This window comes from Burkholderia sp. MSMB1498, from assembly GCF_001526245.1.
GTDB classification, from domain to species: domain Bacteria; phylum Pseudomonadota; class Gammaproteobacteria; order Burkholderiales; family Burkholderiaceae; genus Burkholderia; species Burkholderia savannae.
On the sequence record NZ_LOYJ01000103.1, the window covers coordinates 38,378 to 54,554 of the forward strand.

The 16,177-nt window shown below is 61.1% G+C and carries 10 protein-coding genes and 1 pseudogene; all 11 read right to left on the minus strand.

Features of this window, described 5'->3' with window-relative positions; all coding sequences use genetic code 11:
* Positions 1–9 precede the first annotated feature (9 nt).
* The 11 genes and pseudogenes from WS91_RS34300 to WS91_RS23465 all read right to left on the minus strand — a co-directional run bounded on the left by WS91_RS34300 (position 10) and on the right by WS91_RS23465 (position 16,092).
* Complete coding sequence (locus tag WS91_RS34300; RefSeq protein ID WP_231752073.1) at positions 10–750, minus strand: putative type VI secretion system effector; 741 nt, start codon at positions 748–750, stop codon at positions 10–12.
* A gap of 84 nt (positions 751–834) precedes the next feature.
* The gene (locus tag WS91_RS36220; protein ID WP_156432449.1) at positions 835–1,554 is read right to left on the minus strand and encodes a putative type VI secretion system effector; all 720 of its coding nucleotides are present in this window, start codon (positions 1,552–1,554) and stop codon (positions 835–837) included.
* Between the two features lie 11 nt (positions 1,555–1,565).
* Entirely contained in the window at positions 1,566–1,979 is a 414-nt protein-coding gene (locus WS91_RS37560) for a hypothetical protein (protein WP_226377127.1), read from the minus strand.
* A gap of 13 nt (positions 1,980–1,992) precedes the next feature.
* Entirely contained in the window at positions 1,993–3,228 is a 1,236-nt protein-coding gene (locus tag WS91_RS23440) for an IS256 family transposase (RefSeq protein ID WP_038751359.1), read from the minus strand.
* 254 nt (positions 3,229–3,482) lie between these two features.
* Positions 3,483–4,202 (minus strand): putative type VI secretion system effector, encoded by a 720-nt coding sequence (locus WS91_RS34315; RefSeq protein ID WP_081989887.1) that lies wholly within the window; start codon positions 4,200–4,202, stop codon positions 3,483–3,485.
* A gap of 8 nt (positions 4,203–4,210) precedes the next feature.
* Complete coding sequence (locus WS91_RS23445; protein ID WP_059671130.1) at positions 4,211–7,234, minus strand: T6SS effector BTH_I2691 family protein; 3,024 nt, start codon at positions 7,232–7,234, stop codon at positions 4,211–4,213.
* Between the two features lie 14 nt (positions 7,235–7,248).
* Positions 7,249–8,256 carry a hypothetical protein gene (locus WS91_RS23450; protein WP_231752074.1) on the minus strand — a complete coding sequence of 336 codons (1,008 nt, stop codon included), beginning with the start codon at positions 8,254–8,256 and terminating at the stop codon, positions 7,249–7,251.
* A gap of 3 nt (positions 8,257–8,259) precedes the next feature.
* Positions 8,260–11,118 (minus strand): type VI secretion system Vgr family protein, encoded by a 2,859-nt coding sequence (locus tag WS91_RS23455; RefSeq protein WP_059671131.1) that lies wholly within the window; start codon positions 11,116–11,118, stop codon positions 8,260–8,262.
* 459 nt (positions 11,119–11,577) lie between these two features.
* A pseudogene (locus WS91_RS37565) lies at positions 11,578–12,073 on the minus strand (hypothetical protein).
* A gap of 208 nt (positions 12,074–12,281) precedes the next feature.
* Positions 12,282–12,776 (minus strand): hypothetical protein, encoded by a 495-nt coding sequence (locus tag WS91_RS23460; protein WP_059582987.1) that lies wholly within the window; start codon positions 12,774–12,776, stop codon positions 12,282–12,284.
* Positions 12,754–16,092 carry a type VI secretion system Vgr family protein gene (locus tag WS91_RS23465; protein WP_059671132.1) on the minus strand — a complete coding sequence of 1,113 codons (3,339 nt, stop codon included), beginning with the start codon at positions 16,090–16,092 and terminating at the stop codon, positions 12,754–12,756. The genes WS91_RS23460 and WS91_RS23465 overlap by 23 nt, the downstream gene beginning before the upstream one ends.
* Between the last annotated feature and the right edge of the window lie 85 nt (positions 16,093–16,177).

The window sequence follows — 16,177 nt, forward strand, 5'->3', positions numbered from 1 at the left end:
TCTCGATTATCAATATCTAAAATACAGAACCCCTAACCCAGGCTTCCCTTCCTTTTTCCTTGCCATCTTGCTTCTAGCCGGCAAATCAATCTTCGCCGCGTCTCGCCTTCCTAAAACATGAAAAATTTGCTCAGCCATGTCGGCGAATGGCAAAAATCTTCTGGCCATGCTGTAGGCGATAACTCCATAAACAAAAAATTCCCCCAACCCGCCACCGATCAGTGCAATAAAAAACTCTCGCCAGATCCCCTCTCCCCAAAATGTTGCCAGCATCACAAAAAAATAGATGAGGAACACAATGAGGAATCCCCGCATAAACCACTTGAAAGAGTTCTTAAAGTGCGCACTCTTCCCACGCGAACAGTGCGGATACAGAGCAATCGTGTGGTCCGACGGTCGAAGAATCGCAAAAGCACGATAGGTTCCATCTTTCAAAGGTTCCGCCACCACTTCCACTTCCTCGTCGTCTTGAAATGGCGACCACATCAACCAGCCCGTAAAAAATTTTCCGCCCAACTCAAATTGAACCTTGTCCGCTTCCTCCTTGGTGCCCGCCAACGACGCCAAGCCGATTGCTCCACCCGAACCGGCCAGCGCCGACGCCACCGCGGTAAGTTCCGCCGCCGATCGATCCATGTCACTTAACAGAAAATCCACCGCAACTCTATTTTTTTTGAAATTCTTCAACCTTCCCTTTAACACTACAGCTCGATCGATATCCATATTTCGTTCTCTCACGCCCTTCACCACGACAGCTCCACACAACCTCCGTCTCCAACGCGGCTGTACCTCATGAACGAGCACATAGAATTCAATCAAACTCACAAACTTTCACTAATACTTGAAATATAGCTTTCCCAACCCAGGCCGCCCCTCCACTCGCCGCGCGACTTTACTTCTTCCCGGGAGATCGATTTGACTCACCCCCTTCCACCCCAAAACCTCAAAAATCCCCTCTGCCATATTAACAAATGGCATAAATTTTCTAGCAATATTAACCGCAATAATTCCATATACAACAAACAGCCCCCCCGATATCATTGCAATCAACTCAAGGACACCCAGCCAATCACTGTACCCTCTCACAAAAAACACAGCCGACAAAAGGCTTCCAAGCGTTATCACAATAAATATAAAAAATAGCATGAATAATTTCACAGCATTTTTAAAAAACGCCCACCGCCCTCGCGAACAGTGTGGATATAACGCAATCGTTCGGTCAGATGGTCGAAGTATGGCAAATGCTCGATACATTCCATCCCTCAATGGCTCAGCCACCACCTCTACCTCATCGCCGTTTTGGAATGGAGACCACATTAACCAGCCGGCAACCTGCTTTCCGTCGATTTCGAATTGAACCTTGTCAGCCTCTTCTTTTGTGCCCGCCAGAGATGCCAGTCCGACTGCTCCTCCCGAGCCAGCCAACGCAGACGCTACGGCCGTCAACCCAGCAGCTGAGCGCTCCAAGTCGCTCAATAGAAAGTCTCCGGTGGCCCGTTCCTTATGAAAATTCTCCAGTACTCCACGCAACACGACTGCACGACTAGTATCCATATATCGATCACTTATCCATGCGACTTTGCTTCTTCCGCGCCAGAAGTAGCATCATCTTTGAATCCAATAGCCACCAGAGCCTTATCGAATGCCTCATCCTGTTTTTTTAAGTCATCGTTATTTTTATATTTTTTACCTACCCCAAAAACAGAATCATTTAATGAATTCTGCAAATCATCATTCCCAAAATACCAAATAACAACTTGGATCGCAACAATAGCAACCTGGACTTGCCAACTGGCCATATACAGCAGCCCTCTACCCAACACCATGGCTCCAACACGCTCAGCCGCGACCGTTGCGACCCTCTCCCCGGCCGCTATTGCCACCTTGCGTGCAGTTGCGTCAGCGATGCCTTGGCCAATCCGATCAAGAATAACGATACGAATCTGCCGCCCGGGGGGAGTCAGAATTTCCGTGTTCAAGGCGGATTGAGATTCACACGGATGGTCGAACGAATCGATCCTCATAGAGGATGGCGAACTGGTTCATGGCTGCCTTCCAGTCATGAGCCGCGCGGCCCCAATGAGCAGTGATGTTGCGCAGTGCCAGCCAGATGCGCTTCGCCGCTGCCTCATCGGTCGGAAAGTGGCCCCGGGTCATGATGATCTTGCGCAACTGCGAGTTGATGTTCTCGATGGCGTTCGTCGTGTATATAACCTTGCGAACTGCCGGTGGAAAGGCGAAGAACGGAATCACGCGATCCCAGGCGTTGCGCCATGCCGCACTGTCCGTCGGGAATTTCTGCCCCCACGGCCCGTCGGCAAACGCATCGAGTTCTACCTGGGCCGCTTCCGCGCTGGGCGCGGTGTAGATCGGGCGAATCACTGCAGCCAGTTCCCTGGGGTCTTTCCAGCACGCGCAATCGAGGCTGTTGCGGATCAGGTGAACGATGCAGGTCTGCAACGTGGTCGACGCAAACACTGCCGCCAGCGCCTCGGGCATTCCCTTGAGGCCGTCGGTCACGGCGATCAGGATGTCGTTGACGCCGCGCGTCCTGAGATCGTTGAACACCTTCGTCCAGAACTTGGCGCCTTCGGTATTCTCGATCCACAGGCCCAGGATATCGCGTGTACCGTCGGGCAGAATGCCCAGCGCAAGGTAGACCGCCTTGTTGCGCACCACGGCGTCTTCGCGGATCTTGACCCGCAGCGCGTCGAAGAACACCACCGGATACATCGGCTCAAGCGGCCGGGCCTGCCAGGCAGTCACTTCGGCCATGACCTCGTCGGTGACCGAGCTGATGAAATCGGGCGAGACCCCGGTGCCGTATTGTTCCAGCAAAAAGCCCTGAATCTCGCGCACGGTCATGCCCCGGGCATACATGGCGACGATCTTGTCGTCGAAGCCCGTGAAGCGTCGTTCGTGTTTGGGAATCAGCAGCGGTTCGAAGCTGCCGTCGCGATCGCGCGGGACCTCGATACGAATCGGACCATCCTCGGTCAGGACTGTCTTGGCACCCGTGCCGTTGCGCTGGTTGGTGACGGCGCCGGGCGTATAGCCGAGATGATGGCTCATCTCTCCACCCAGCGCCCGCTCGATCAGGGCCTTCTTCAGGGCCAGCGTCGCGGCATTGATCGCTTCAGCCGTCATCGGCCCGTTGCCGAACTGTTCAAGCAACTCGGCAGGAATCGCCGGCAGCTCCGCCGGCTTGGCTTTCGGTTTGCGAGGCATATGTTCTCCTAGCGAGCATGATATGCCTTGAACACGAAATTACTGACAGTCCCTTCGTGCGTGATCCCCACGCCATCCCAAAGCGCCAGCATCATCGGCGCGCATGCCGCGCCCTTTTTTTCCGGCTGTTGCTCTCGGTTTGAGTGACAGCGATCAGGTTGATAACATATAGTCGCCAATTTCTCTCGTCGACACTGCAAATTAAAATTCTCACATGACATGCCATTCAGAACCAAAAATATACGACACTTATATCAATATCTAAAATACAACGTCCCAAGACCGGGCCGTCTCTCGGCCTTCCTCGCCGCCTTACTTCTAGCCGGCAAATCCACACTCTTCACATCACGCCAACCCAAAGATTGGAATATTCCCTCAGCCATAACAACAAATGGCATAAATTTCCTAGAAATTCTATAGGCAATAATGGCGTAAATCACAAGACTAATCAGCCCCCCTCCCCCCATCAATCCCACGAAACTCCTCCAATCGTCATCATGGTTAACCAAAAAAATTCCCGCCATAACGCCACACGATCCCAAGAAAATAAAAGCGAATGCCATAAAAAACCACTTCAGGGAATTTTTATAGTGCGCAATTCTCCCTCTCGAACAATGCGGATATAGAGCAATGGTACGATCTTCAGGTTTGAGAACGGCAAAACTTCGATATGTACCATCCCGCAGCAATTCAGCAACTACTTCGACTTCGTCGCCATTTTTGAATGGCGACCACATCAACCACCCCGTTATTTTCTTACCGTTAAGTTCAAATTGAACCTTATCAGCCTCTTCCTTGATCCCCGCCAGAGATGCCAATCCGACTGCTCCTCCCGAGCCAGCCAGCGCCGCCGCGACCGCGGTAAGTCCCGCAGCTGATCGATCGGCATCGCTCAGAAGAAAATCTCCCGTCGCTCGCTCCTTACTGAAATTACTTACGACCCCTCGCAAAATCACCGCTCGTCCATTATCCATATGCGCTCCTACCCGTTTTGCTTCGCTTTTCCTGTCTCCACCGTCTCTTCAGCTTTGAAGCCAACAGCCACTAACGCCTTGTCGAATGCTTCATCTTGCTTCTTAATATCCGATACCATTTTATATTTCCCCTCCCTCCCGAACACCGAATCGAGTATCGCGTTCTGCAAATCATCATTGCTTAGCGTCCAAATCACGACTTGAATAGCGATAACAGCCACCTGCATTTCCCAGCTAGCCATAAACAAGAGCACTCTACCCATTACCATGGCCCCAACTCGTTCGGCAGCGACAGCTGCGACTTCCTGACCCGCCGCAATGGCTGCCTTGCGCATGGTCGCATCGACAATACCTTGCCCGATACGGTCGAGAATAACGATACGAATCTTTCGACCGGTAACGTTCGATGCAATTCGCTCGAAAAATGGTGCCGATGAACTCAAAGCAGTTAAACCGAATGCTACCGTCGCTCCAAATCCGAAAATGCCTTTACCAGCATAAAGAAGGCCGATCAGCCCTTCGCCATTATTCCATTTCCCCCTGGCGTCCATGAAATCGAGCATCATCCCGACGCCTCCAGCAATCGCTCCGCAATACCCACCGATTATTTTGAGATTCTTGGCTCCCTGTTCGAACTTGAGTGCCTCCAAAGGCTTAAGCGCAACCTCCGCTGCTGCCCCCGCTACCGAAAAACACGCTCCCCCCAACTCCGCCCAATCCCGCTTTTCCTTATCCTTCTTATTGATCAGCTTGATCAGAGCAAACACCTCGATCAGCCCGATCACGCCTACGAGACCCACGCTCTCGCGCACCTTGATCGCGCGCCACCGCCTGGAAAGAACATTCGATCCTTCGGTCTCGGCGACGGCCGAGGTGGCCATTCGAAACGCCTCCGGCGAACTTCTCCCCATTCGGCGTTGAGCCTGATATTCACCGAGGAACTTGCTGCGCAGTTGCGGCTCGATTTTAGCTTGCAGCAGAACGAGTTCTTTCACCTCGTCGCTCTTGATGCCCACCCTCAGCATGAACACGGAGTTGATGATCGCCTCGCTCACCCCGTTGCCGAGATTCTGCAGGTTGAATCCCTTGAACGAGAACCGCTGAAAGATGAGGTGCCCTACGCTAACCGCGGCCTTGTCGACGCCCTTATCGTGCATCGCCTGATCGACGGCATTGAGCTGCTTGGCCTGCTTGCTCATCTCGTCCATCTTTCCGTAGAACTCCGCGAACTTCTTCAGCTTCTCGCAGGCCTCCGCGAATGCATTGAAGCCTTCTCCCGCCATGCCCAGCAGCGTGGTCTTGTGCGCCTCCGCCCGCGCCAGCGCCAGCTTGAGCGCTTCCTTCGACTCCTTCTGATTGCTGGCCACCATCCGCCAGATCAAACTTTCCGGCTTGGTCGGGTCGAGGCGGTCGATCAACTTGTTCAATGCCGCAACGCCGCTCGAATCGGCACTCAGCCCGACGATCGCATGGAAAATGACGAACTCGAACGCCACCCCGTCGAAGCCGTTCTGATCGTGATAATCTTCGAGCGCGGCGAGAAAGAGCGGCGCGTCCAGCCAGTTCGCGACATCCGCCGTACGCTGCGCGAGCAACGCTTGCTTCTGGTCCTGAATGCGTTGATACAGGATGCGGAACACGTCGATACGCTTGACGTTCCCTTTCGCGCTTCCCGGTTTGCCCGATGTATCGTCCGCCAGCTTCTCGCGGTACTTTGACCAATCTTGCACGCTCCCGGTAGCGGTGTCCTGATCGATCCTCCGGGCCCGATTTTCCTCGATCCTCGGCTTGGCCTCCACATACTTGCGCGCGCGAGTCATCGCGTCCTGATACGCAGGCGAAGAAGGCGCCGCGCGAAACTGCGTGATCTGCCTCGCGTACGACGGCGGCACGCCGTTTTCCCCCATCCACTGGTAGTCGCTCCAGAACTGCTGATCCGCCGGCGTCTTCGCGGCCGCCTTTTGCTTCGCAACCGCGTCCGGGTAATACCAGCTCGTGCTGCCGGGCGTCGCGGGGCTATGGTCGAATGTCGCCTTTCTGCGCGCGCCGGCTTCCACCGCGAGCTTCGCCTGATCGATCCATTGCAGCGCATTGATCCTGAGCGCCTGCTCGTCGCAATACTGCAGAAAACGCGCCTGCGCGTCGTTTCGGAAGCCGTTCAATTCGTGCGTGATCCCCACGCCATCCCAAAGCGCCAGCATCATCGGCACGCATGCCGCGCCCTTTTCTTTCCGGCTGTTGCTCTCGGCATGCTTCACCAACTCGGCCGCCGGGCTCAGCTTCGCGCCTGCCGCGGCCTTGTTGCGCATGGTCCACGGATAACGCGACGTGCAAGTCTGCAGACGGGCGTCCCGAAACGCTCCCAATTCGCCGAAGCTGACGGCCTCGGGCAGCTCCGTGCTTTGCAGGCCGACGGGCTCCCCCTTTGCGGTGGTCGCGACAGCAGGCGCATATTCGATGACGTGTTGCAGATTGGCCTCGGTCAGCGGCGCCGAATACGTTCCCGTCTTCGGCGCCGATATCCACTTCGCGGGCTCGATGAGCTGCATGCGCTTTTTGCGCAGGCTCGCCGCCTGCGCATCCCGCGCGCCGTAGCGTTTGACGGTGTCCCGACTCCACGGCCATTCGCTGAACGCGACCCAGACGTTGCCGCACTGATGCGGCTTTTCGATGACGAGATATTGGAGGCGCGACGCGCTGTGCCCTGTGCGTCGACATGCTTGCGGCGCATCGATTCTTTTCGCGCTCGCGGTATCCAGTTGCTTCCACAACGAGCCATCCGGTGCAACCGAATACACTTCCCAATAGTACGCACCGCGAGCGCCCAGTTCGTAGAACAGATAGACGAAACCCTCGCGCAGTTGGCGCAAGCCGTACTTGCCTTGCGTCAACGCCACACCCGTGACGCTCTTGTCGTCGAACGAACCGAGTGCCGGCGCGCCGAACGATTTCGGCACCACCGCATAGCGCGACGGGTAGACCGCCAACCCCTGAAGCTTGCAAACGTCGCAACGATCGTCGCTTCCCGCCATTTTTCATTCCTTGATCAATTGATGGGCGCGGCTCGGCGAGCCTCGCGAATCTCGTCCCACTGCGCGTCGTCCAGCTCGGCGACGGCGCGACTGTAGTAGACGCCCTCCGGACGCGCGCGCAGCAACGTCTGCATCAACGGATGCAAATCGAAGTCCGGCCCCGACTCGAGTGCGTGAAACGCGAACAATTCCAGATCGGCCGGATCGCTCAAGCCATATCGCCGCGCACGAAGCAAACTGTCCGGCATGCGGGCGAAGTCTTCACGTCGAACGACACCGCCGTCCGCGCGCATGCGCATCCACGCACGATTGATCGGCCTGACATCGGACAACGCCATCCACTGCGCGTCGTCGAACCCGACGAAGCGGCCTCGCGCCGGAGCGCGCTCGCCCGCAATCGCGCATGCGTGATCCGTCAGTTGTCCCCAGCGATCCACGGTGCACCATCTGGCAATGGGGCCCAGCAGGCGGCAACGTTGATCGTCGCGACACACCCGCCATACGCCCTCGAAAGCCGCCGGGTCGGCCAACGCCAGCAGTCTCTGCCCCGGTCGATCGGAACGCTGCTGAATCGCCACGTTCGCGATGTGATGCGCGATTTCCGCCAATGACGCATCGCCGAACAACAGCGCGCCGATACGATGGCCTCGCCCCTCGGCCAGCGCACCCGGCCGCCAATCCTCCAAGGCCGCTCGCAGTGCGATGCGACACGCGTCGATCGAATGCTGACGCATGAAATCCAGCTCGACCAATGACGGCCAATAATCCGAATCAATCTGCCCCGGACGCAGTTGCACGTCGAGCGTCGAATGTGCGCCATCTGCGCGCAGCGCCTTCGATACTTCGGAGTCTGCCTCCTGAAGCATCGCCGGCCCGATCAGCAACACGATGCGCGTGGCGCCGCCTTGCGCCGCGCATCGCTGCTGCAGTTGCCCCAACAGCGCGTCCTCGGGCGAAGCCGATTCGCGGCCCGCAATCGCGTCGCTCGCTCGCGGCTCTGAAAGCATCTGTTCTCGAACCATGACTTATAGATCCGCGAATGCGGCACTGGAAGAAACCATGTCGCTCATCGTCTGCGGACAGTCCTTCGACGCACCCTTGCCCAACGCATTCTGAGCACTCGCACTCTTCGGCCCCGTCAACTGATGCGCCGCCGCCTTGAAATCCGCGCGTCCCGGTGCGCCGACCACGATGTCGTTGCCTTCCATCTTCAGATAAGCCTTCGCCGCGGTCAGCAACACACGCTGCTGCGCCTGCACGGAAGCGCTGCCCTGCGCGCTCGCGACCGTCACGGCCTTCTGCGCGCTCGCGCTCAGCTTGCCCGCGTTCTGCGCCTGGACGCTCACCGAGCCCGTCGCCGCATGCAACGCGATGCCTTGCCCCGCCACCGGCCGCCCGCCGCCCGCAGCGCCTTGCGTATACAGCGAAACGCCATGATTCGCGACAACGCTCGTCTTGCCCTTCGCCGTCAACTGCACGTCCTGTCCGGCGCTCAGCACAGTTTCAGCGCCCGACACCCACACGTGGCTCTTCGCCGACATCGCAACGAGCCCAGCCTCGCCGTGCGCGACGAGATGCGGCTTGCTCCATGCGATTGCGCTGCCGCTCCCGCCGCCCGTCGCATCGCCGCCACCGCTGCCCTCGCGCGTCACGCCGATCGCCTCGCGGCTCCGCTCGACGCCCTCGACGGCCGGCAACGACTTGCCCGCCGCGCCGCCCGCGTTGCCCGCGTTGCCCGTCGACGCAGGCGGCGTATCCGCTGCGCTCGGCGCCTGCACTGCCGTACCGTTGCCCGGCTCGGCTCCATGCTTCTGCGCAAGCTCCGCGAGGCTTTGCAATGTCTGCCGATGTTGCGCGAGCACCTGGCTCGGCGCGCTCGCGTCCATTTGGCTCACGCCGGGCGCCGTGCTGATCAAAAGCCCCGCGCCGCCGCGCAGCGCGCCGGCCGCATCCGTCGCGAGTTCCGCGCCGTAGCCGCGATCGGCCTGGCGCTGGTTGTCCTGGGTCTGCTTGATGTGCCCAAGCGTGAGGCCGCTATTGCGATCGGTCGTGTACAGGCGCGCGCTCGATTGGCCCGCGGTGTCATCGAGCATGAACTGCCGGTAGCCGCCCGTGCCTTGCTGGCTCATGCTCATGTCCTGGGTCTTGAAGCCCGTCAGCACGGCCGCATGCGTATTGCCCGCAAACCACGCGGCCGCGTTGCCGGTGCTCCCGCTCGGGCCGCCCGCTTGCGCGTTGTGCTGCGCGTCGGCGTTGCCCTGACCGTTGTAGAGCGCGGCCACTGCGACCGGTCGATCGGGCTGGCCTTCGAGCCACTCGGTCCACACTTCCTGCCCGATGCGCGGCACGCTCACGCCGCCCCAGTTGTCGCCGCCGACAGGCGTCAGCACGCGCGTCCACGTGCCGGCGCTCCGGTCCGCCGGCGCGTTCGCCGCATGCGGATGGTCCTCGCGGCTCGCCGCTTGCTGGCCGCGCTGCGCGTGATGCTGAATCCGTATCCGGTGATCCCGATCGGTGTGAACGGGATCGCCCGAGCCCACGACGATCGTCGTCTGAGCGCCCGGCATCACGGCGACGGGATGCGCGCGCGCGCCGTGCCCGGATGCGGCAAGCGGCCGGTATGCCTGCTCGACGGGCAGCGCGACGAAGCGATTGCGATAAACGGCGTCATCGAGCGTCAGCTGTCCGCCATGATGCGTGTCGACGCCAAGCGCCGCGTGCAGCGCGTTCGCCGCGCCGCGCAGTGCGGGCGCGGCGCCGGTCATCGAAGGGATCGTGCCGAGACGTTGCTCGATCGCGCTGCGCACCGTCGCATCGACGTTCGCGCGCGCCGAATGCTCGACCCGCAGGCAGACGAGCGCGTCCGACGCGCCGAGCGTCGGATGATGCGCGATCGCGAAACGCAGCCCCGGGCGCAGATCGCGCCGCGTGCTGCGGCCTTCGCTTTGCAGCGCGGCCACGCGTTGCGCGTCGAGTTGCTGCTGCGCGCGCCGATCGCCGATCGCGCCCGTCTGGAACGCATACGGGCCGGCGACGTCGCGATCCTCGCCCGGCACGACCGCGCCGCTCGCGCGCGCGCCCGTCGGCCGCGTCGACAGGCTGCGATGATCCCAGCTCGCGCGCGCGACGCTGCCGATCCGCCAGCGCCGCGCATGCATGAAGTGCTGGATGCAGCCTTGCGGATCGTCGTCACTCGTCTGGTGGAAGCCGACGATCTCGGGTTCGTCGGGCGCGAAACGCTGGTTCGAATCGGCAAGCACGAGCGTGTGCTTGCCGAGGCTCGACGCGCGCGGATCGCCCTCGTGCTCGAACCAGTAGAAGATGCCTTCCTCGGCCCAGAGCCGCTCGAGTAAGGCGAAATCGGATTCGCCAGCCTGCGCGGTCAGGCTGCGCTTCGGGTACTTCGTCGCATCGGCGAGCGCCCACCGCCATGCAGGCGCGATCGCGCCGCGCATGTAACGGCGGAACACCTGTTCGCTGATCTCGACGACACTCGCGTTCAGATAGTTGTAACTGTCGATGCGCTGGCGCAGCAGCGCGAGCCACGGCTCGACGACGAGCCGCATGCGCGCGAGGCCGCCGTTGTAGCCGATCAGTTCGGCGGCGATCACGTGGCCGTGAAACGGCCGGCGCGCATCGCGCCCTTGCGCCGCCTGCCACTCGATCAGGATCGGCGCGCCGATCAATTGCGCGAGCGGTAGCGACGGGTTCTCGGCGAGCGCGGTGAGCTGGAAACGGAAGCCGCCGTGATCGAGCGCTTCCCAGCCGTGCAGGCTCTCCGCGACGAGCGCGTTCGCGCCGAGCGGCGTCGTGATCCAGAGGAAACGGTCGTGCTGCGACCAGCCGCCGAAGAGTGCTTGCAGAACGTCAGTTGGGATCGACATGGCTTGTCCGTTCAGTGGGCCGGGCGCGCGACGATCCGCGGGGCCGGGTTCATGTATTGGGGCGCGGCGCCACGTGCTCTTGCGACTCGGGGCACGGGTTGTTCGTCGCTGCGCGTATGCGCGCTCGTCTCCTCGGCTGCCGATGCGCATGATGTCCGCATTGCTCGCCGTTCGCGGCGCTCGCTATCCACGGCGCGCTCGTGCGCCGTTGCCCCGCGAACGAACGCGCGTGCGGACACACGCGAACGAAGCAATGCGGGCCACTGCAGGAAGCGAGAGACGTGGGTGCGGAAATTCATCGATAGTCCGTTCAACATGTAAATGTTCGATGCCTTCATCGGGACGGCGCGCACGGATCGCCACATCCACGCACCCGCAACGCGGAGTCAGCATCGAACGCGTGGGGCATGCAACGTTATCGAATATCATGAGTTGCATATCCGGCCGATGCGCACACCGTCATCTTCCGTTCGAGCACGAATCCTTATTTTCAGAACACAACACGACGCGCCCACCATCGCCCTGCTTCCCGGATATGCAGAAGGCTCCTCTATATATGGGCTCCTCAGCCTTCCCTCCGGGCATGACCGCGAAGTTGCACCACTTGCCGATATCGAACCGCTTCGGTGGCGTCGGCACCGTTGCCCCGGGAATCGATTGACCGTAAACGATGCAATCGCCGCGCTTCAGATACACGGGAGGAGCGTTGGCCGGCACTCCGGCCTGCCAGTAGACGACCATCTGGACTGACAGGTCCTGTCGCTCTGCTCACTCCGATGAAGCCAAGCCGCATTTCGGATTTCCCATCTTCATCTCGCCTCGGAAGGCAAGCAGCCGGCTTTCCATCGATCCGCATGACATCGAGCCTAATCGGGCCTTTTGACATTGCCATAGCCGACGCAAAATCGGCGCACGACACAATACCCATCAAGCATTCCAGAAGAACTCTATGCATGCTCAAGGGTTTGTCGACATGAGCGACCGATCGGCGACGTGATGGCTTGCTTCCGATGGCGAAGTGGATGCGAACGCGGCGCGTACAAGCCCTGCTGACGCGACGTCGGATCGCTAAACCACGCAAGAAATCCACGTGACGCCGAGCGACTCGTATCCGTATATGCGCCACCACTGCTTGCGCTGGGTTCAGAGAGACGCTCATGCGGCTATTTTCCGCTCGGGCACGGATCCTGATCCTCCTCGGGCAACACGACGCGCCCGCCGCCGTCCGGCGTCGGGCGCACGCAGAACCCACCCCTGTATATCGTGGTCCCGTGTTCGTCGGACGTGATGACCGAGAAGTTGTACCACTTGTCGACATCGAATGACCTCGGCGGCGTCTTCAATGTCATCCCTGGCATCGTCTGGCCGTACACAATGCATTCGCCGCGTTTCAAATAGACGGGCTGCTCGTCGTCCGACGCTTTGATGCCCCAATAGATCACGGCCGGAGTAGTTGGCCCTGTCGCCCTACTGATTCCCGCGACGTAGAGACGTACCGATTGCCCGCCTCCGTTATCGTCTGCAGGAATACAAGCCACCGGCTTTCCATTGATTCGCTTCAGTGCGATACGAATCGGCCCCTTCGACATCGCCGCAGCATATGAAATGCAACAGATCGACAATACGAATATAACGCTATTTCGGAAGATTCGACGCATCCTTCGGATCCTGTAAAAAAGGAGCAATAACCTGTCTCATTTGATTCTTGCTTCCAGGCGTAGCGGAAAATACATCGACGTAGCTGTCCATAACGATGAGCGCATAGTAATCCGCCACAATATTGCCTTGCTGCTCCATGTTGAAATCGCGAAATACTTGGCCGGGTTCGATTTTGTATTCGTATGCCCCCTGTCCTCGAATCGTGACCGTCAGCGCATGCCAGCGCACCGCATATCCTCGCTGATGTTGCCAGACGTGCGTCATCTCGTGCATGAACCAACCGAATTTGGAAGGCCCGTCTTTCTTGGAGACTGAAAAATCCTCCTCGAAATCCTCCTCGAGGAAATACATGTTGTTGTTCGGCGTCACGGCCGTATGCTTGCTCTGCAAGTTGAACCAGAAATAGCTGCCCTTGTGCACGCGCACCGCGCTGTAATCGATGCTGTCCTGGAACACGGTTTTCGCCATCTCGATCTCGCCCTCGGTCAGCGGCCGGCTCTCGCCCTTGACCGTGACCGATTTCTCCGAACTGCCCACCAGCATGTTGTTGGTCCCGATTCCCTTGATGTCGACCTTCACCGACGGCGGCGGCACATCCGACGTTCTCCCGCAGCAGTCGACGACCTGCGTCGGCGTGAGCGTCGCCGACTGAATCGACGTCGGTCCGTCCGTCGACACGCGCTCGGTTCTCCCGTTGTCGTCAGTGACGCCCGACACGGTCGAGCCATCGGCGAGCTTCAGCTTGTACGCGACGTTGCCGAGCGGCTCGCCGTTTTCGTTGACGAAGCGAATCTGTTCGTCGAACAGCGCGAGCGGCGCGGGAATCGGCAGCGGCGGCAGCGACACGCTCTCCGACGCGGGCCCCGGAAACGGATGCGCGCCCGACTTCACGAGGAACTGCCCCGGCGTCTCGACCGTGATGTCGCCGCCCTTCAGCGTGATCCGGTTCGGCCCCTGCTGCAGCACGATCGCATCCTTCGCGAGCACGTCGACGCGGTTGTCGGTCGATACGATGCGCACCGACTGGTCCGCGAGAATCTCCATCGTCGACGTGTGCGCCTCGACGCTCACCGGCCCGTCGCTCGCGATCGCCTTCAACCCGCCCGCGGCGCTGTAGAGGCTCACGGCATCGCCCGACGCAGCCGCGACCGTCGCGGCGGCCGCCACGTGCGCATCGCCCTGCGCGGTCAGATGCACGTGCTGCGCCGCATACGACGCCGCGCTGTGCGGCGTCGTCAGCACGATGTTCTCCGGCGACTCCATCAGCACCGCCGGCACGGCGAAGCGCTCGACCGGATCGCCGCCGTCGCGCTGCGAGCCGCTCGCCTTCGTCGCGCTCTGCCCGTTGACCGCGCCCGTGTACTTGCCGTCTTGCGCGGGATCGATCGCCTTCAGGAAATCCGCTTGCGCGGCATTGGCGGCCAATTCGCGCGCGTGCGCGGCGGCAGCGGTTTCGCTCATGCCCTGCGCGGTCTGCACCGCCTGCTTCAATTGCCCGACGCTTTGCGCGACGTCCATTTGCGTCGACGTAGCGAGCCGCCGCGCGGTGCTCGACACGAGCACGCCTTCGCCCGCGCGCACGACGCCCCACCCCTGCGTCGCGAGCTCGAACCCTTCGCCGCGATACGCGCCGCGCACCGAGCCCTGCTGCTCGATCAGATAGCCCTGCGCGAGGCGGCTGTTCGCGGTCGAGTTGCTCAGCTCGTGCCGCAGTTGCCCTGCGGCGTCGTCCATCACCCAGCGGCTGCCGGACTGGCCGTCGAGCGTCTGCGTCTGCAGGCCCGTGAGCGTGCCCGGATGATTCGCGTCGCTGCCTTCGCCCGCCGCGAACGGCGGCTGCACGCGTCCGCCGTAGACCTGCCCGAGCACGACGGGCATGTCGATGTTGCCCGATTCGAAACCGATCACGACTTCCGCACCGACGCGCGGCGTGAACGCATGCCCGAAATTCGGCCCGGCCGATGATTCCGCGACGCGCACGAGCACGCCCGACCGATGGTCGCCCGGCGCATGCCCCGCCGGGTTCGAGCGGCTCGCGGTGTCGGTCAGGCCGCCCGGCAGCGGCGCGGCGCCGCGCATCCACGGAAATTGCACGCGCACCTGATGATCGCGCGTGCTGCTGACGCGGCTGCCGGATTCGCCGACGACGATCGCCGTCTGCACGCCGTGCACGGTCGGCCGTTCACGATATGGCGGCACGATCGCCGTGCCCTCCGGCACCGCGACGAAGCGGTTGCGGTACAGCCCCTTGTCGAGCTCGCCGCGCCCGAGCAGCGCGCCGATGTCTGCGCCGAGATTGTTGACCGCCTCGTGCTCGATCGACAGCGGCACGAACGTGATCGCCTTGCCCAGATAGCCGGTGAGCGTGTGGACCTTGCCGATCTCGAGCGTGCGCGACGATCCCGCTCCGTAATGAATCAGCTTCGGCAGGCGCAGCGCGTCGAGCCGCTGCTCGGCGAAGCGCTGAGCGTCGTCGATCGTCTCGAAGCGGCCGGCGCGCTGGCCGTCGTAGATTTCGCGCACGGGCAGCACCGGCGCCTTGTCATCGGGCTGCCGCTGCGCGTGCCCGGCGAGCGCGAGCAATTCGTCCGCCTTCCAGCTCGTCGCGACGACACGGTCCGGCACCATCTGATGGCGCTCGGAGAATTGCGTGATCACGCCGTCCGGATCGCCGACGTCCTGATGGCGGTACGCAATCGCGCTGCCGCGCGGGAACTCGGCGCGACGATCGAACACGACGACCGTGTGGTCGCCTGACGCGTCCTTGCCCGCGTCCTGCGCATGCTCGATCCGCAGCGACAGGCCCGCTTCGGCGAGCTGGCGCAGCACGAACGCGTCGTCGGTCTCGCGATACTGGCCGCGCAGGCTGAACTTGCGCAGCGGCTCCTTCAGCTCGTAGCGCCGATGCGCTTCCGGATAGTCGCCGAACACACGCTCGCAGATGTCCTTCGTATCGACGTCGACGAAATACAGGCAATTGCGGCGCAGGCGCAGCAGCGCGAGCCACGACTCCATCGTGATGCGATAGCGCGTGATCTCGCCGTCGCTGTCCGCGTATGCCGCATGCGTGACGTAACCGTTCCAGCTTCGCTCGCCCGCGCCCGTCGCAATCCGCAGCCGCGCCGCGTGGCCGATGAGCGGCGTCAGGTCGAGATACGGCTCGCTCGACAGCACGTCGATCTCGAAGCGGAACGATTCGTCGACGCCCTCGCGCCCGTGGAAGCGTTCGACGACGAACGCGCCCGGCATTGCGGTATCGATCCGGATGTGGCGAGTCGTTTGCGAATAGCCCGTCAATGCTGCGACTAAATCCATGTCAGTTCCCGGTACTCGTGTGCGTTCGCGCTCGGCGATTGCGTTCGATGCGCGTCATTGCGCTGGCTTCGCCCGGCGCGCGGTC